The organism is Pseudomonas sp. m6p, assembly GCF_055760375.1.
The window spans coordinates 5593000-5610145 of record NZ_CM147084.1 but is presented as its reverse complement, the minus strand read 5'-3'; the positions used below and the strand labels follow the sequence as shown (position 1 = coordinate 5610145).

Here is a 17146-nt window from a genome sequence, read left to right as displayed (position 1 = left end):
ATGAGTATTCGCGATTGGCCGGCGGCGGAGCGGCCGCGAGAAAGGTTGTTGGAACAGGGCCCTGCGAGCCTTTCAGACGCCGAGTTGCTGGCGATTTTTTTGCGTACGGGAGTCGCTGGAAAAAGCGCAGTGGACCTGGCGCGACACTTGTTGAATCAGTTCGGCAGCCTGCGTTTGTTGCTTGAGGCCGATCAGGAAGCATTCAGCAAACAGTTGGGGCTGGGGCCCGCAAAGTTTGCGCAGTTGCAGGCTGCTCAAGAAATGAACCGCCGGTATCTGGCCGAACGCTCACGTAGAGAGCCGGCACTGGAGAATCCACAGGCTGTTCGGGATTACCTCAAATCCATGCTGCGCCATGAGCCCCACGAGGTGTTTGGCTGCCTGTTTCTTGATTCCAAGCATCAAGTGCTGACGTTCGAGGCGCTGTTTCGTGGCTCCATCGACAATACCAGCGTGCATCCCCGGGAAGTGGTGAAGCGCTCACTGGCCAACAACGCGGCGGCGGTGATTCTCTGCCACAACCATCCATCGGGGAACAGCGATCCGAGCCAGGCGGATCGGCAACTGACCAAGCGCTTGCAGAAGGCTCTGGACCTGATTGATGTACGGGTGCTGGATCACTTCATCATTGGCGACGGCGAGCCGCTGTCGATGGCGGAGTGTGGCTGGATGTAGCCGGCCTACCCCCTGTAGGAGCTGCCGGAGGCTGCGATCTTTTGATTTTGTTTTTCAGATCAAAAGATCGCAGCCTCCGGCAGCTCCTACAGGGGGATTGTGCTGTGGTGGGTTATTTCAGGTTGACCTTGGAATAGTCCTGGCGGCCAAACGGGCTGACGGAGTAACCCTGCACATCCTTGCGCGTCAGCGCATAAGCGGTCGGGTGTGCCAGCGGCAACCACAGCGCCTGCTGCTGAATCTGCGCCTGCGCCTGTTCATACAGTTTGGTGCGCACTCCTTGCTCGCTGGTGGTTTTGCCGGCGCTGATCAGCTTGTCCAGGTCGGCATTGCAGTAGCGGGCGAAGTTGGTGCCGGACTTCACTGCTGCGCAGGAAAACTGCGGCGTGAGGAAGTTGTCCGGATCACCGTTGTCGCCGGCCCAGCCCATGAACAGCAGGTCATGCTCGCCAGCCTTGGCGCGGCGAATCAGTTCGCCCCACTCGATCACGCGGATTTCCGCCTGAATGCCGATCTCTGCCAGGTCCGATTGCAGCAACTGCGCGCCCAGACTCGGGTTCGGGTTGAGCAGGCTGCCGGACGGACGCGTCCAGATGGTGGTCTGGAAGCCGTCCTTGAGTCCGGCCTTGGCCAGCAGCGCCTTGGCTTTGGCCACGTCGTGCGGATAGCCCGGCAGGTTCTTTGCGTAGCTCCAGGTGTTCGGCGGGTAAGGGCCGTTGGCCGGTTCCGCGGTGTCTTCGAACACGGCTTTGACGTAGTTGGCCTTGTCGAAGGCGAGGTTGATCGCCTGGCGCACTTCCGGTTTGTCGAGCGGTGGATGCTGGCTGTTGATGCCGACGAAAGCGGTCATGAACGCGTCAGTCTTTTCCACTTTCAGCGTCGGCTCTTCCTGCGCGGCCTTCACGTCCAGCGGTTTTGGCGACAAGGCGATCTGGCATTCGTTGCGCCGCAGTTTTTGCAGGCGCACGTTGGCGTCAGGGGTGATGGCGAAGATCAGCGGATCGACCGCAGGCTTGCCGCCAAAGTAGTCCGGGTTGGCCTTGTAGCGCACCGAGGCGTCTTTCTGGAAGCGCGTGAACACGAACGGGCCGGTACCGATCGGTTGGCTGTTGAGCTTGTCGGTGGCGTCGGCCTTGAGCAGCTTGTCCGCATATTCGGCGGAATAGATGGAGGCGAAGCCCATGCTCAGTGTCGCGAGGAACGTCGAATCCGGGTGGTCAAGGGTAAAGCGCACGGTCAGCGGGTCGAGTGCGTCGATCTTCTTGATCAACGTCGGCAACTGCATGGACTGGGCGTGCGGGAATCCGCTTTGCGCCACTTTGTGCCATGGGTTGGCCGGGTCGAGCATGCGGTCGAAGCTGAACTTGACGTCTTCGGCGCTCAGGGTGCGGGTCGGCTTGAAATAGTCAGTGCTGTGAAACTTCACCTGCGGGTGCAGCTTGAACACGTAACTCAGGCCATCGGGGCTGACTTCCCAGCTGTCGGCCAGGCTTGGCACGACTTTGCCGCTGGCGGTGTCGAAGTCCACCAGGCGGTTCATCAGTACGTCGGCCGAGGCATTGGTGGTGGTCAGCGAGTTGTATTGCACCACGTCGAACCCTTCAGGGCTGGCCTCGGTGCACACACTCAGGGCGGCAGCCTGGGCCAATGGGCTCAGCAGAAGCGGGGCGAGCAACAGGGGTAGGGCAGCGAGGCGCATGGTCGGCTTCCTTTACAGATCGAAGGCCCATCTGCAGGTGCAGTCTGGAAAAGGGTTACCCTAGAGGGCTGGATTGCAAATGACTATCCCCTTTTTGCATTTTTCGGGCCGGGACAGTGGTGTTTTTCAGACCACGGTGCGCGAGGAAAAGTCGGGAACCTCTTTTACAGCGGTTTTCTGCGACGAGTGGTCAAAACGCGCCTCAGCCTTTATCCAAAGCGTCCGCAGCCGGAAAATGCGCGTTTTTACCGGTCGATTGCACATCCATTGTTGTTGCACCCCGGTCTTTCTGGTATAAAGCAGCGCTCTTTTCTAGGGGCCCGGTTCCTTCACTGTAGGTGTAGCCGGTAAGACCTCTAAAGAAACGCGGCGCCTGGCGCCAAATGACTGAGAGATTAAGCGGCCAACCCATGCCGGGTTGGGCATGTGGTTTTAGAGGGCTGAGGCATGTCGAGAGTATGTCAAGTTACCGGTAAGGGTCCGGTAACCGGGAATAACATTTCCCACGCAAACAACAAAACCCGTCGTCGTTTCCTGCCGAACCTGCAGCATCACCGCTTCTGGGTTGAAGAAGAGAAACGTTTCGTACGCCTGCGCGTTTCCGCCAAAGGCATGCGTATCATCGACAAGCGTGGCATCAGCGTTGTGCTGGCCGAGCTGCGTCGCGACGGCAAGATTTAAGGGAGCTAATCATGCGTGAATTGATTCGTTTGATTTCGAGCGCCGGTACTGGTCACTTCTACACTACCGACAAGAACAAGCGTACTACCCCGGACAAAATCGAGATCAAGAAATATGATCCGGTTGTTCGCAAGCACGTGATCTACAAGGAAGGCAAAATCAAGTAATTGATTTTTCCCGACTTACGAAAAAGGCCCGTATCTCACGATACGGGCCTTTTTTGTTGCCTCGGATTTCTGCGGTGTCAGGCCGGGCCTCATCGCTGGCAAGCCAGCTCCCACAGTGATTACCGGTGTTCACAATGTTGGTGTTAATCACAAAACCTGTGGGAGCTGGCTTGCCAGCGATAGGGCCGGATCAGTCAGCGAAAGTCCTCAAGCCTTCTGTTCAAAGATCACATAGACCTTGCGGCAAGCCTCCAGCACTTCCCAGGTGCCACGGAAGCCTGCTGGAATCACAAAGCGGTCACCCACGCGCAAGGTCTTGGCATTGCCATCGCTGTCACGCAGCACCGAAACTCCCTGCAGGATTTCGCAATATTCGTGCTCGGTGTAATTGACCGTCCATTGGCCAACCGCACCTTCCCACACGCCAACACCCATTTGCCCGCAAGGACTGTCGTACTGGTTGAACACCGCTTGCTCGGGATCACCCTTGAGCACTTTGGCCGGGTCCGGGCGATAGCGTTCGGCTGCGCTGGTGGTCAGGCTGATGTCGACGACGTTCTGGATGTTCATTGTTGTTTTCTCCCGTGATGACGGCGCGGTGGCTTGAAAGGGCCAGAGTCTATGTTTATTAAAATGAACACCGCAAGGTCGTATGGCGCGCTTATGTCAAATATATTGAAACAAACCCGGCCGCTGGTTTAGGGTGGCGGGTGCCTTGGGCCGAAAAGCAGGCTGGCCGGGCAGCATTCCTGAAGACGACCGCGAAGAACGCGGCGCTCTATTCAACAAGAGGAGGACACTCGAATGACCACCCTGACTCGTGCCGATTGGGAACAACGTGCCCGCGACCTGAAGATCGAAGGCCGCGCCTACCTCAACGGTGAATACACCGACGCCGTCTCCGGCGAGACTTTCGAGTGCATCAGCCCGGTCGATGGCCGTCTGCTGGGCAAGATCGCCAGCTGTGACGCCGCCGACGCTCAGCGCGCCGTGGAAAACGCTCGCGCCACCTTCAATTCCGGCGTCTGGTCGCGCTTGGCACCGACCAAACGCAAAGCCACCATGATCCGTTTCGCCGGCCTGCTCAAGCAGCACGCCGAAGAACTGGCGCTGCTCGAAACCCTCGACATGGGCAAGCCGATCAGCGATTCGCTGTACATCGACGTGCCCGGCGCGGCGCAGGCCCTGAGCTGGAGCGGCGAGGCGATCGACAAGATCTACGACGAAGTCGCCGCCACTCCGCACGATCAACTCGGTCTGGTGACCCGCGAGCCGGTGGGCGTGGTCGGCGCCATCGTGCCGTGGAACTTCCCGCTGATGATGGCCTGCTGGAAACTCGGCCCGGCGCTGTCGACCGGTAACTCGGTGATCCTCAAACCATCGGAAAAATCCCCGCTGACCGCCATCCGCATCGCTGCGCTGGCCGTTGAGGCCGGTATTCCGAAAGGCGTGCTCAACGTGCTGCCGGGTTACGGCCACACCGTTGGCAAGGCGTTGGCGTTGCACAACGATGTCGACACGCTGGTGTTCACCGGTTCGACCAAGATCGCCAAGCAGTTGATGATCTATTCCGGCGAATCGAACATGAAGCGCGTGTGGCTGGAAGCCGGCGGCAAGAGCCCGAACATTGTCTTCGCCGATGCGCCGGACCTGCAAGCCGCTGCCGAATCCGCCGCCAGCGCCATCGCCTTCAACCAGGGCGAGGTCTGCACCGCCGGTTCGCGTCTGCTGGTCGAGCGTTCGATCAAGGATAAATTCCTGCCGATGGTGATCGAGGCGCTGAAAACCTGGAAGCCGGGCAACCCACTGGATCCGGCGACCAACGTTGGTGCGCTGGTCGATACCCAGCAGATGAATACCGTGCTGTCGTACATCGAATCCGGTCACAGCGACGGCGCCAAACTGGTCGCTGGCGGCAAGCGCATTCTTCAGGAAACCGGTGGCACCTACGTCGAGCCGACGATTTTCGACGGTGTGAGCAACGCGATGAAGATCGCTCAGGAAGAGATCTTCGGCCCTGTGCTCTCGGTCATCGCTTTCGACACCGCCGAAGAGGCGATCCAGATCGCCAACGATACGCCGTATGGCCTGGCCGCAGCAGTGTGGACCCAGGACATCTCCAAAGCGCACCTGACCGCCAAAGCGTTGCGCGCCGGCAGCGTGTGGGTCAATCAGTACGACGGCGGCGACATGACCGCACCGTTCGGTGGCTTCAAGCAGTCGGGCAACGGTCGTGACAAGTCGCTGCATGCATTCGACAAGTACACCGAGCTGAAGGCGACGTGGATCAAGCTGTAAGCCGTTAACGGGAGCCCGGCAACTCCGGCTCCCTGACGAAACAGCGATCCCCTGTGGGAGCGGGTTTTTGTGGCGAGGGGATTCATCCCCGATGGGCAGCGCAGCGGCCCCAGAACCGGACAATGCGGATTTGCAGATACACCGCATGCTCAGGTTTTGCGACTGCTGCGCAGCCGATCGGGGATAAATCCCCTCACCACAAAGGCCCGCTCCCACATTTGGTTTTGTGGTGTACATAAAAATAATCCACAGGAGCGTGGACCATGCGTTGGGCGACGTATTTCGCCGTGTTGGCGTCTGTCTTGAGTGTCGGTCTGGCCCTGGGGGTCAGCATGCCGCTGGTGTCGTTGCGTCTTGAGGGTTGGGGCTATGGCTCTTTCGCCATCGGTGTGATGGCGGCGATGCCGGCGATTGGCGTATTGCTGGGCGCGAAGATTTCCAGTCATCTGGCGGCGCGTTTCGGCACAGCCAACCTGATGCGCCTGTGCCTGTGGGCCGGCGCGTTGTCGATTGGCTTGCTGGCGCTGCTGCCGAGTTATCCGATCTGGCTGGTATTACGCCTGATGATCGGGGTGATCCTGACCATCGTGTTCATCCTTGGCGAAAGCTGGATCAACCAACTGGTCGTCGAACACTGGCGCGGACGACTGGTCGCGCTGTATGGCAGCAGTTATGCATTGAGCCAACTGTCTGGTCCATTGCTTCTGGGGGCGCTGGGTACTGAACATGATTATGGATTCTGGGTCGGCGTCGGGCTGCTGACGGTTTCGCCTTTTCTGTTGATGGGCCGCAGCGGGGCGCCGAGCAGTGAAGCCAGCAGTGTGACCTTCGGCGATCTCTGGGGATTTGCCCGCGAGTTGCCGGCGATTGCCTGGGCGGTGTCGTTGTTCGCCGCGTTCGAGGCGATGATCCTCACGCTGCTGCCGGTGTATTGCCTGCAGCAGGGCTTCACTGCCGAGATTGCACTGGCGATGGTCAGCACCGTGGTGGTCGGCGACGCGCTGCTGCAACTGCCGATTGGCGCGTTGGCAGACTACCTGTCGCGGCGCACGTTGTTCACCGGATGCGCGGTGATCCTGATGCTGTCGAGCCTGGCGATTCCGCTGTTGCTCGATACGCTGCTGATCTGGCCGTTGTGGGTGTTGTTCGGGGCCAGTGCCGGTGGCCTGTTCACCTTGTCACTGATCCTGATTGGCGAGCGTTACCGCGACGATGCGCTGGTGCGGGCCAATGCGCACATTGCGCAGCTGTGGGGTGTGGGCTGTCTGATCGGGCCTTTGCTCGCGGGGGCGGGCAGTCAGTGGATCAGCGGGCATGCGTTGCCATTGTTGATGGCGGCGGGGGCGTTCGGGTTGGTGATACTGCTGATGCGCCAAGGTGCATTCGGGACGGTGCAAACGGCTTAAGGTCAAAAGATCGCAGCCTGCAGGGAAACCGCATTCCTCCAGTGTAGGAGCTGCCGCAGGCTGCGATCTTTTGCTTTTTAAAGCATCCGTTCCAGGCCCACCGTGGTGCTGAACCACGCATTGAAGCGCCGCCACCAGCTCCCGGGTTCCTGGGTCAGCGTGTGCATCTGACCGTTGTCCTCGGTCACCCAGACAATCTTCCCATCCTGCAATTTCGCCTGATAACTCAGGGCTGGCGCCATGCCTTGCAGCGCCAGTTCGCGCACATGTCCGGCCAGCTCCGGGCTGTCCACCAGCACCCCGACTTCGGTGTTCCACAACACTGAGCGCGGATCGAAGTTGAACGAGCCGATGAACGCTTTCTGTCGATCGAAAATCATCGCCTTGCTGTGCAGGCTGGAGTCCGAGCCGCGGAACGACTTGCTGTAAAACAAATGCGGACCGCTGCCATAGTTGTCCCCGGGCTGACGGCGCAGTTCATACAGTTTCACACCGTGTTCCAGCAACGCCTTGCGGTACGGCGCGTAACCGCCGTGCACCGCGGGCACATCGGTGGCTTCCAGCGAATTGGTCAGCAGGCTCACCGAGACCCCGGCGTCGGCGCGTCCGGTCAGGTACACCAGCCCCGGCTGGCCGGGCACGAAGTACGCCGAAATCATGATCAGTTCTTTGCTGACGCCGCGCAGCTCCGGCGCCAGTTGCGTGGTCAGCAGCAGTTGCGGATCCGGCTCGTCCTTGGCCAGCACCTTGCTCGGCGCGTCCCACAGTGCCTGGTTCCAGGCCCAGATCAGTTCCTTGCGCCAGATATCCATGCGCGGCGCGGTCTTGAACGTCATCAACTGTTGATACAGCGCGTGGTTCTGTTTGCGGGTTTCATCCAGCGATTCTTCCAGGCGTGTGCGGGTGTTTTGCAGGTCTTTGATGCTCGGTTTGCTGGAGAGGAATTCGTCGATCGGCTTGCTCAGTGCGCTGTTCCAGTACTGATCGAAACTGTGCCCGAGCTGTTCGGCCACCGGGCCCACGCTGAGCATGTCGATGTCGGTGAAATTCAGGTTCGGCTCGGCATCGAAGTACTCGTCGCCCAGATTGCGCCCGCCGACGATGGCCACGCTGTTGTCGGCCAGAAACAGTTTGTTGTGCATGCGCCGGTGTTGCAGCGACAGGTTGAACAGGCGTCCGGCTGCGCGGGTCACGCCGGTGCTGCGACCCAGGTGCAGCGGGTTGAACAGGCGAATCTGGATCTGTGGGTGTGCCGCCAGCGTGGCGATGGTCGTGTCCAGACCGTCGCTGGTGGTGTCATCGAGCAGGATGCGTACGCGCACGCCGCGGTCGGCAGCCTTGAGCAGTTCTTCCACCAGCATCCGCGTGCTGACACCGTCGTGAACGATGTAGTACTGCAAGTCGAGGCTGGTTTGCGCATTGCGAATCAGTTCGGCGCGCGCGGTGAACGCTTCAGTGCTGTTGGACAGCAAGCGGAAGCCGGAACGGCCCTGATAAGGCGCGGCCTGGGCCTGGATCGAGCGGCCGAATGCGGAGCCGGTGGCCGGCAATACCTGGCTGGGTTCGCGCGGTACATCAAGGGTTGCGCAACCACTGGCCAACGAACACAACACGCAGACAGCGAGCAATTTTTTTCCGGGTCGCACGTTGCTTTCTCGGCTGGAGGCTGGGGGGGCGGAGTATGGCATGCAGAGGATTTCAAAGACCCTTCAAGGCAGATCCTCGCCACATTGGGTAAACCATTAGTCGTTCGAAAGTAGGAATGAGTTCGCATGTGGCTTTGGACTATTTGCTTTGTCGTTTTTTCTGTTTTGGCTTGGTGCCTATTCCTACATACGGAGCCTACAAAAAACGAAATCATCGCCCCGGCGTTCACGGCCTCGTGAAAGCGATGCACTGAACCACTGCCATTTAAATAGCCGAACAGGTAGGGACTGATGAAAACATCAACATGGATGGCCGCCGTTGCGGCTGCAGTAATACCCACACTGGCGGTTGCCGAAAGCGTGGACCTGAGCGTGATCGGAACCATCATTCCGACGTCGTGCATTCCCGCGTTCGCCGGTGGCGGCACGGTAGATTTGCGCAAGATATCGGCAGCCACGCTGAACAAGACCACGCAGACGCTGCTGCCGACTCACGATATATCGCTGCACATCAACTGCGATGCGCCAGCACCGGTGGAAGTGTCGGTCAGAGACAATCGCGCGGCGACCAAACTGCCGGGTATCAGCGATGGCGCCGGTAACAGCGATGCGGCCTTGTTCTATGGCCTGGGTGAAATCAACGGCATCCGTATCGGTGGCTTTGCGCTGCGCCACGGGCGTCCGGAGGCCGACGGCATCCAGCAGACCCTGATCACCCGAAGCCTGGCGGCGCCGACGTGGCAACTGCCTTCCTCGCCGCTGGTAAGCAATGCCCCGGCGCTGTACTCCTGGGGGACGGGCGTGGCCGCTGGCCCGGTCGCGGCGCGCCACCACGGGTTTCCGATGAGCCTGCTGCCGATCATTGGTCCGAGTAACGCACTGCCGATCACCAGCGAGATTCCGCTCGATGGCCCGGTCACGTTCGATATGTACTACCTCTGATCGTCAGAACCCGGCCATGGCCGGGTTCTTTCTCGCTCTTTCGGCGCGCCCTTTGACGGGGGCGTTGCCATTCCCAGCGGAACAATACCGATGCTGATTTCGATGTGTCGTCCTGTCTTCAGGGCGCTGCCACTGTGCCTGCTCGCCCTGCTTTTGATGCCTGTCGTCCACGCTGCGGGCATGGTGCCGCAGACCCCTGTGTTGGTGGTGGATGAGGGCGTGGGCGAAGCAACCATGAACGTGCGCAATACCGAAACGCGTCCGGCCCTGCTGCATACCACGATCGTAGACATCGAGCCGCATGATCAGACGCTGTTGCTGTTCAGCCCGTCGGTGGCCCGGGTCGAGGCCGGCGCGGTGCAGCAGGTACGGTTTATTTTGCAGAGCGCCGAACCGTTGCAGACCGAGCGTCTGAAGCGGGTGATCTTTGAGGGGATCAATCCTGTCGCAGGTGTCGACGGCGCCCGGGTCAATCTGGGGGTTCGGCAAAACCTGCCGGTGATCCTGCGCCCCGCCGGCCTGCCAGTCGAGCGCGAGCCATGGAAGCGGCTGCGCTGGTCGGCCACGGCTGAAGGCCTGCTGGTCAGTAATCCCAGTCCTTACGTTGTGCGGCTGGCGAAGGCGATTGTTCCGCTGCCGGGCACGCAGGTGGTGGAGCTGCCGCGTACCTGGATCCTGCCCGGAGAGCGCCTGTCCGTCTGGTTACCGTTGAGCTCGACGGTGCGGGCCATGGCCGTACGGATTTTTCCGGCCACCACCTATGGCTTTGCGGTGGATCACTTTGATGCTCCGGTAACGCATTGATGCGCGGTTCTGCCCGTCGGGGACTGGCGCTGGTGATGGCTCAGGGTGTCGGCGTGGCGCTGGCCGGCGAGGTGGTGGAGTTCGATACGCAGATGCTTCGCGAGCGCGGACTCGATCCGGCATTGGCAGCGTACTTTCGCCAGGCACCGCGTTTCTCCCAAGGCACACGTCTGGTCGCGCTGGAGGTCAATGGACAGCCTCGAGGTCGGGTGTTCGTGACGTTCGATGCCGAGGGCGAGCCGTGCCTGCAACCGGCCTTGCTCAAGGCTGCCGGCGTGCGCGCACAAGCGGCTCCGGCGCCGGTCGACCCGTGTCTGACACTGCGCGAAGGTCTGCCCTCGGCCATCGTCGAGCTGCATCCCGGCCAGGAGCAGATCGACCTGCTGCTACCGACCGACCTGCTGGCGTTGCCGGAACATCAACCGCACACCTTCACCAACGGCGGTGTCGGCGGCGTGTTCAATTACGATGCGTTGGTCATGGGCGGCCAGTCAGGGGGGCAGCGCAGCGATTTTCGCAGCCTGGGTTCGGAGATTGGCTTGAACGCTGGCAACTGGGTTTTGCGCAGTCGCCAGTCCTATACGCAATTGCCCGACAGTACGCGCTTCGAGCATCTGTATGCCTATGGCATGCGCACCCTGGAAGACTACGAAACCAGCGTGCAGATCGGTCAGTTGAACCTGCAGTCGCCCTTGTTTGCCGGCGAAGCGTTCAGCGGTGTGCAGATTCTGCCGGAGGATGCGTTCGCGCAATTGCGCGCGGCACAGCAGGGCGCGCGTGGCGAGGTCGAGGGCATTGCCTGGTCGCCCTCGCGAATCGAAGTCCGACAGAACGGTTTGCTGATCTACACCACGCGGGTTCCCGGTGGGCCATTCACTCTGCGCGCGCTGCCATTGTTGAGCACCCAACTCGACCTCGAAGTCAGCGTGCACGAGCAAGAAGGGCAGGTGCGGCGTTTCCGCGTTCCTGCAGCCAGTCTTCAAGACGCGCAATCAGACCGTGCGGACGGCTTCAATCTGGCGCTGGGCACGGTGCGACGCCAGGGTGCGGATGATCGTCAGGCGCCATCGTTTGCCACCTTTGGCCGGGAATGGAGTCTGTCGCGAGCGTTGCGCGTGAGCGGCGGGATCCTGGGTGGGGCGGACTACCTGTCGGCAGGCTGGGGGCTGCAGCGTCAATGGCCGGGCAATCTGAGCAGCGGTGTGCGCCAGGTGCTGTCCAGTGATCGAGAGACAGGTATTGCAGGGCATCAATTACAAATGACCGTCAGTGCCGTGTTGTCGCCGAATCTGTCCACCAGCGTGGTTGCCGTGCGCCGTGGTCAGGGCTTTCGCACCCTGTCAGACACAGGGTGGAACAAGCAGCGGGGACGCGCCGAGGCCACCGGGCGCGATCACTGGACATTTTCGCTCAACGGTACTGTCGAGCGCTGGGGGGCATTCGGCATGACCTGGTCGCGCTACACCAGCGTGGACGGGCCACCCAACATGCGCCTGGGTTTGTCCTGGTCGCAGACGTTGCCCGAGCGGATCAGCCTGTCGTTGAGTCTTGAGCGCAGCATCGGCGATACCGACGCGTGGCGTCGGGGCACCTCGGCTTATCTGACGGTCGGGATGCCATTGGGTGAGCAGCGCAGGGCTCGTAGCTATGTGCGCAGCGATCCGCGATCCGGAGTGCGCAGTGGCGTGTCGATGAGCGAGGTGCTCAGTGAAACCCTGGCTTATAGCGCCAGCGCCGAACAGCGTGAAGCCGCAGCGCCATCGCTGGGATTGCGGGTCAACGCACTGACGCATTACAGCCGTGTGGACCTGGGCCTGAACCAGCGTGACAGCGCAAGTGAGTTCGACGTGGGCCTGCGTGGCGGCATGGTGCTGCATCGCGACGGTGTGACGCTGTCGCCGTATCCGCTGCGCGAGACCTTTGCCGTGCTCAAGGCTGGTGACCGTGCGGGTCTGAAGCTGTACACGCCGCAAGGTCCGGTGTGGACGGACGTTTCGGGCCGGGCAGTAGCGGCGAGTCTGCCGCCCTATGCGACGGCCAGGCTGGAGGTCGACCCACTGAGCCTGCCGCGCAATGTGGAGGTGCTCGACGGTTATCAGGAAGTGGAGGCCGGGCGCGGCTCGGTTCAGCATCTGGATTTCACCGTCACCCGTGTGCGGCGTGTGCTGTTGAAGGCCAGAACGGTTGATCGGCAATGGCTGCCCAGTGGTTTGCTTGTTCAAGACCGGCAAGGCGCATTCGTGACTACGGTGCTTGAGGCCGGGACGATCTTTCTTCCGGATATCAAACCCGGGCAGTTGCTGCGGGTGCAACTGTCGGATAGCGCGCACTGCGACCTGCAATTCAATCTGGCTGAAGCGCCGGACGAGCACGCGTTGATCGAGCCCGTCGACGCGCTCTGTCAGCCTTTGAATCTCACATGAGCGAGTTATTGCGCATGCTTCGACGGATTATCCTGATCACGCTGGGAGCGCTGGCAGCAACGTCGGTCATGGCCAGCGACGCCTGTCAGATGACGCTCTCACCGAGCGCTGTGGATTATGGCGTTTCGACGCGCACGGAGCTGCGCGCCCGGCAATCGGGCAATGACGGCAGTTTTGGGGTGCGCACGGTTCATCTACGGATTCAATGTCCGGCCGCGCGTTCGTTCACCTGGTCGTTTTCTGCCCCGAACAGCGATGCGCTGGATTATCGCTGGGCAGCGGGACGCTTGCAGCTACGCATGGTGGCGGCGCGTCTGGATGGCGCGCCGGTGCAATGGCAGCGCGAGGGAGGCCGGACGGGCGCGGCGGATCTGCTGCAGCCTGGTGATCGCATCGTGAACCGGCGCGCGGGCAGCATCGCCACCGGGCGCCATCTGGAGGTGGAACTGCAGATCGAAGCCCGCGTCAGCGATACCTCAAGCCGTGTCGCCGACCTTCAGCGCTTCGAGGGATACGGTACGTTTCAGCTCGAGTGATTCGGACTCGGCCAGCAGCCGGATCGCCGCCGCGCCGACCTTGCGCACTGCTTCTTCGATCTGCGGTGTCGGTTTGGCCGCGTAATTCATCCGCAAACAATTGCGATACTTGCCCGACGCGGAAAAGATGCTGCCGACGGCAATCTGCACGCCTTGGTCATGCAATGCACGATTGAGTTTCAGCGTATCGAAAGCCTCCGGCAATTCGACCCAGAGCATGAAGCTGCCTTGCGGACGACTGGCGCGAGTGCCGGCCGGGAAATAGCGCGTCACCCAATCGATCATTACGTCGCGATTGCGCTGGTATTGCGTGCGCATTCTCCGCAAGTGCGGCTCGAAGTAGCCACCTTTGAGGAATTCGGCAATGGCAATCTGCGGCTGTGGCGCGGTGGAACCGGTGCTGATGTATTTCATGTGCAGCACCCGTTCCAGATACCGTCCCGGCGCGACCCAACCGATGCGCAGCCCCGGCGCCAGGGTCTTGGAAAACGAACTGCACAGCAGCACGCGGCCATCCTCGTCGAAGGATTTTATCGTGCGCGGTCGCGGGTAGGTGTAAGCCAGTTCGCCATACACGTCGTCCTCGATGATCGCCACATCGAAACGCTGCGCCAGCGTCAACAACGCGCGTTTGCGCGACTCCGGCATGATGTAGCCCAGCGGGTTGTTGCAGTTGGGGGTGATCTGGATGACCTTGATCGGCCACTGCTCCAGCGCCAGTTCCAGCGCTTCGAGGCTGATGCCGGTCAGTGGATCGGTGGGGATTTCCAGGGCTTTCATGCCCAGCCCTTTGAGGGTCTGCATGGCGCCGTGGAAGCTCGGCGAATCCACCGCAACGATGTCGCCCGGCTCGCAGATCGCGTGGATGCTGGTGGACAGCGCTTCGTGGCAACCGGTGGTGATCACCAGATCGCTGGCGCTCAACTGGCAGCCGGAATCGAGCATCAACCGGGCGATCTGTTCGCGCAGTTCGAGGGTGCCGTGGATGTTGTCGTAATACAGCCCGGGCATGTCCTGCCGGCGACTGATCCGCGCCAGCCCACGCAGCAGTGGTTTCAGGGTGGGCGTGGTCACGTCGGGCATGCCGCGACCCAGTTGCACCACGTCCTTGCGCGGTACTGCGCGAATCAGCTCCAGCACTTGATCCCACTGCGAAATCTCCACCGGCCGCTGCGCCGGACGCCCGACGGCGGGCAGCTCCGGCAGCTCGCGGCCCACCGGCACAAAGTAGCCGGACTTGGGTTTCGGCGTTGCCAGGCCGCTGTCTTCAAGCATGCGATAGGCCTGCTGCACGGTGCTCAGGCTGACCCCGTGTTCTACGCTCAAGGCGCGCACCGAAGGCAGGCGATCACCGGGTCGGTAGAAGCCTTGTTCGATGCGGGTGCCGAGCAGCTCGGCGAGGTTCACATACAGGGTCATGGCACTGCCTCGATGCAGGTGATTCGTTAAACCAGTACAGATGCAGCAAAAATCGGTGATTCAGACGCAGAAACGGCAAATCTGTATGGGATTAATACAGGTGTGTTGAATCTGTAATGCTTTTGCCGACCCGCGCATCATGGAATCTCTGGCTACCCAAGTAAACAGGAGCGACAAAAATGAACGGCTTGAGCGATGTGCGGCTGACGTTACACAGTCAGGAACTGGCGGCAGGGCAGGAGGACAGCGCATGGAATAGCGCCATGCGCAACGCGCCCTCCGGCCTGAGCCGCTGGGGCCTGTTCTGGCATCGTCTGCACACGCGCAAGGCGTTGCTGAGTCTCACGCCGGAGCAGCTCAAGGATGTCGGGTTGACCCGGGAGCAGGCAAATGAAGAGGGGTTGAAGCCGTTCTGGCGGATCTGAAACCTGTATTTTTCTGGCGGGCCTCATCGCTGGCAAGCCAGCTCCCACAGTAATTTGGTGTTCACAATATTTGTATTCGCCGCAAAAACCTGTGGGAGCTGGCTTGCCAGCGATGGCGGCTTCAAGGACGCAGCAAAAACATCAGACCAACTCTTTGAGCCGATGCCACAACATCCCCAACGCCAGCAACGGCGAACGCAAATGCTTGCCGCCGGGGAAAGTGATGTGCGGCACCTTGGCAAACAGATCAAAGCGACCGCTGTGCTGCCCGCTGATTGCCTCGGCCAGCAGCTTGCCAGCCAGGTGCGTGGCGTTTACCCCGTGCCCGGAATAGGCCTGGGCGTAATACACGTTCGGCTGGTCATTGAGTCGGCCAATCTGTGGCAACCGGTTGGCACCGATGCCGATCATCCCGCCCCATTGATAGTCGATCTTCACGCCTGCCAGTTGTGGAAACACGTCGAGCATCTTCGGTTGCATGTAGGCGCCGATGTCCTTCGGATCACGCCCGGAATAATGGCAGGCACCGCCGAACAGCAGACGCCGATCCGCCGAGAGCCGGTAGTAATCCAGCGCCACCCGCTGGTCGCAGACCGCCATGTTTTGCGGCAGCAGGCTGTGCGCCTGGGTTTCGCTCAACGGCTCGGTGGCGATGATGTAGCTGCCGGCCGGGAGCACTTTGCCGCTGAGTTGCGGATTGAGGTCGTTGAGGTAAGCGTTGCAGCCCAGCACCAGGGTTTTCGCCCGCACTGAACCTTGAGCGGTGTGGACGCGAACCTCGGTGCCGTAATCGATCCGCGTCACAGCCGATTGCTCGAACAGCTTCACACTCAATTGCTGTGCGGCAGCGGCTTCGCCCAGCGCCAGGTTCAGCGGGTGCAAATGCCCGGAACCCATGTCGATCAAGCCGCCGACATAGCGTTTGGAGCCGACCACGGTGTGCATTTCATCGGCTTGCAGCAGACGGGTTTCGTAGCGATAGCCGAGGCTGCGCAGCTCATCGGCGTCTTCGGCGAAGCCTTCGAGGTCGGCCGGCTTGTTGGCGAGGTCGCAGTAGCCCCAGGTCAGATCGCACGGGATCTGAAAGCGCTCGACGCGCTGACGGACGATTTCCACCGCTTCCAGGCCCATCAGTTTCATCTGGCGTACGCCGTCAGCACCGATGACATTGGCGAACTGGTCGAGGCCGTGGCCGACCCCGCGAATCAACTGTCCGCCGTTGCGGCCACTGGCGCCCCAGCCGATCCGGTGCGCCTCCAGCAACACCACGCTGAGGCCGCGTTCGGCCAGTTCCAGCGCGGTATTCAACCCGGAAAACCCGCCGCCGACCACGCACACGTCGGCCATCACTTCACCTTGCAGCTGCGGATGATCGGGCTGCGGCAGGCTGCTGGCGGCGTAGTAAGAGGCAACGTGGGGTTGGCTCGCGAAGGTTCGGGCGCGGGCGTTCATGGGCGTCATCCAACGGCTGAGTGTCGAGAAAATTTGACGGAGCATAAGCCGCACGCCCGAGCACGGGCAACACTGGTCGGTCGTTGCTGTCTGGATCACGGCTTTTGCGGCACAATTGCCGCCTATTTCATGTGGGTTACCGTTTCGATGAGTTGCAATCGCCAGACCCTTCGCGATCTGCGTCAGCAGATACCCACGTTCGACTGCGTGCCCGGCTGCCATGACTGCTGTGGACCGGTGACCACTTCCCCGGAAGAAATGTCACGTCTGCCGCGCAAGACCCGCGCCGAACAGGATGCGGCGATGGAAGAGCTGAACTGTGTGCACCTGGGCCCCAATGGTTGCACGGTGTATGGCGAGCGTCCGCTGATTTGCCGCTTGTTCGGTACCACCAAAACCCTGCCGTGCCCGAACGGGCGCGGGCCGGTGGAGCTGATTCATCCACGGGTGGAAAAGCAGGTCTTCGAGTACATGGCTTCGAATCGGCAGGTGCTGGTCTGAAAAGATCGCAGCCTTCGGCAGCTCCTACATGGAAATGCATTCACCTGTAGGAGCTGCCGAAGGCTGCGATCT

16 protein-coding genes are annotated in these 17146 nt (G+C 61.1%); 11 read left to right on the top strand and 5 right to left on the bottom strand.

Going from position 1 to position 17146, the window contains the following annotated elements; translation table 11 throughout:
• Entirely contained in the window at nucleotides 1-675 is a 675-nt protein-coding gene (gene radC, locus ACYZUM_RS25680; RefSeq protein ID WP_041071940.1) for a RadC family protein, read from the top strand.
• 112 nt (nucleotides 676-787) lie between these two features.
• On the opposite strand, the gene ACYZUM_RS25675 is transcribed toward radC, so the two are convergent.
• Nucleotides 788-2374, bottom strand: a complete 1587-nt coding sequence (locus ACYZUM_RS25675) for an ABC transporter substrate-binding protein (protein WP_086792427.1) — start codon at nucleotides 2372-2374, stop codon at nucleotides 788-790.
• Nucleotides 2375-2821: 447 nt separating this feature from the next.
• Here ACYZUM_RS25675 and rpmB point away from each other — a divergent pair, with 447 nt between their 5' ends.
• The gene (gene rpmB / locus ACYZUM_RS25670) at nucleotides 2822-3055 is read left to right on the top strand and encodes a 50S ribosomal protein L28 (protein ID WP_003229474.1); all 234 of its coding nucleotides are present in this window, start codon (nucleotides 2822-2824) and stop codon (nucleotides 3053-3055) included.
• 11 nt (nucleotides 3056-3066) lie between these two features.
• Nucleotides 3067-3222, top strand: a complete 156-nt coding sequence (rpmG, locus tag ACYZUM_RS25665; RefSeq protein WP_003177274.1) for a 50S ribosomal protein L33 — start codon at nucleotides 3067-3069, stop codon at nucleotides 3220-3222.
• A 207-nt stretch (nucleotides 3223-3429) separates the two neighbouring features.
• Here the strand turns inward: rpmG and ACYZUM_RS25660 are convergent, their stop codons facing one another.
• Nucleotides 3430-3792, bottom strand: coding sequence for a cupin domain-containing protein (locus ACYZUM_RS25660; RefSeq protein ID WP_041071946.1), 363 nt, complete (start codon nucleotides 3790-3792; stop codon nucleotides 3430-3432).
• A gap of 234 nt (nucleotides 3793-4026) precedes the next feature.
• Between ACYZUM_RS25660 and ACYZUM_RS25655 the strand changes: the two genes are divergently transcribed.
• Both ACYZUM_RS25655 and ACYZUM_RS25650 read left to right on the top strand, forming a co-directional pair.
• Nucleotides 4027-5520 (top strand): aldehyde dehydrogenase, encoded by a 1494-nt coding sequence (locus tag ACYZUM_RS25655; RefSeq protein ID WP_041071948.1) that lies wholly within the window; start codon nucleotides 4027-4029, stop codon nucleotides 5518-5520.
• A 263-nt stretch (nucleotides 5521-5783) separates the two neighbouring features.
• Nucleotides 5784-6926: an MFS transporter gene (locus ACYZUM_RS25650; RefSeq protein ID WP_108184199.1), complete on the top strand. Its 1143-nt coding sequence runs from the start codon at nucleotides 5784-5786 to the stop codon at nucleotides 6924-6926.
• A gap of 77 nt (nucleotides 6927-7003) precedes the next feature.
• Here ACYZUM_RS25650 and ACYZUM_RS25645 read toward each other — a convergent pair whose 3' ends face one another.
• Nucleotides 7004-8614 (bottom strand): phospholipase D family protein, encoded by a 1611-nt coding sequence (locus ACYZUM_RS25645; RefSeq protein ID WP_473061195.1) that lies wholly within the window; start codon nucleotides 8612-8614, stop codon nucleotides 7004-7006.
• 249 nt (nucleotides 8615-8863) lie between these two features.
• Between ACYZUM_RS25645 and ACYZUM_RS25640 the strand changes: the two genes are divergently transcribed.
• From ACYZUM_RS25640 to ACYZUM_RS25625, 4 genes are all read left to right on the top strand, one after another.
• Nucleotides 8864-9514, top strand: coding sequence for a DUF1120 domain-containing protein (locus tag ACYZUM_RS25640; protein WP_473061194.1), 651 nt, complete (start codon nucleotides 8864-8866; stop codon nucleotides 9512-9514).
• Nucleotides 9515-9604: 90 nt separating this feature from the next.
• Nucleotides 9605-10318, top strand: coding sequence for a fimbria/pilus chaperone family protein (locus ACYZUM_RS25635; RefSeq protein WP_108184197.1), 714 nt, complete (start codon nucleotides 9605-9607; stop codon nucleotides 10316-10318).
• Nucleotides 10318-12741: a fimbria/pilus outer membrane usher protein gene (locus ACYZUM_RS25630; protein WP_108184196.1), complete on the top strand. Its 2424-nt coding sequence runs from the start codon at nucleotides 10318-10320 to the stop codon at nucleotides 12739-12741. The genes ACYZUM_RS25635 and ACYZUM_RS25630 overlap by 1 nt, the downstream gene beginning before the upstream one ends.
• Entirely contained in the window at nucleotides 12738-13277 is a 540-nt protein-coding gene (locus tag ACYZUM_RS25625) for a DUF1120 domain-containing protein (RefSeq protein WP_108184195.1), read from the top strand. The genes ACYZUM_RS25630 and ACYZUM_RS25625 overlap by 4 nt, the downstream gene beginning before the upstream one ends.
• Here ACYZUM_RS25625 and ACYZUM_RS25620 read toward each other — a convergent pair.
• Nucleotides 13218-14696 (bottom strand): aminotransferase-like domain-containing protein, encoded by a 1479-nt coding sequence (locus ACYZUM_RS25620; RefSeq protein WP_108184194.1) that lies wholly within the window; start codon nucleotides 14694-14696, stop codon nucleotides 13218-13220. The two genes, ACYZUM_RS25625 and ACYZUM_RS25620, sit on opposite strands and share 60 nt — an antisense overlap.
• A 179-nt stretch (nucleotides 14697-14875) precedes the next feature.
• On the opposite strand from ACYZUM_RS25620, the gene ACYZUM_RS25615 reads away from it, so the two are divergent.
• A complete protein-coding gene (locus tag ACYZUM_RS25615; RefSeq protein WP_108184193.1) occupies nucleotides 14876-15121 on the top strand; it encodes a DUF1127 domain-containing protein in 246 nt (81 codons plus the stop codon).
• Nucleotides 15122-15262: 141 nt separating this feature from the next.
• On the opposite strand, the gene ACYZUM_RS25610 is transcribed toward ACYZUM_RS25615, so the two are convergent.
• Nucleotides 15263-16573, bottom strand: coding sequence for an NAD(P)/FAD-dependent oxidoreductase (locus ACYZUM_RS25610; RefSeq protein ID WP_108184192.1), 1311 nt, complete (start codon nucleotides 16571-16573; stop codon nucleotides 15263-15265).
• A gap of 147 nt (nucleotides 16574-16720) precedes the next feature.
• On the opposite strand from ACYZUM_RS25610, the gene ACYZUM_RS25605 reads away from it, so the two are divergent.
• On the top strand, nucleotides 16721-17074 hold the full coding sequence (locus tag ACYZUM_RS25605) for a YkgJ family cysteine cluster protein (protein ID WP_108184447.1): 354 nt from the start codon (nucleotides 16721-16723) through the stop codon (nucleotides 17072-17074).
• Nucleotides 17075-17146 lie beyond the last annotated feature (72 nt).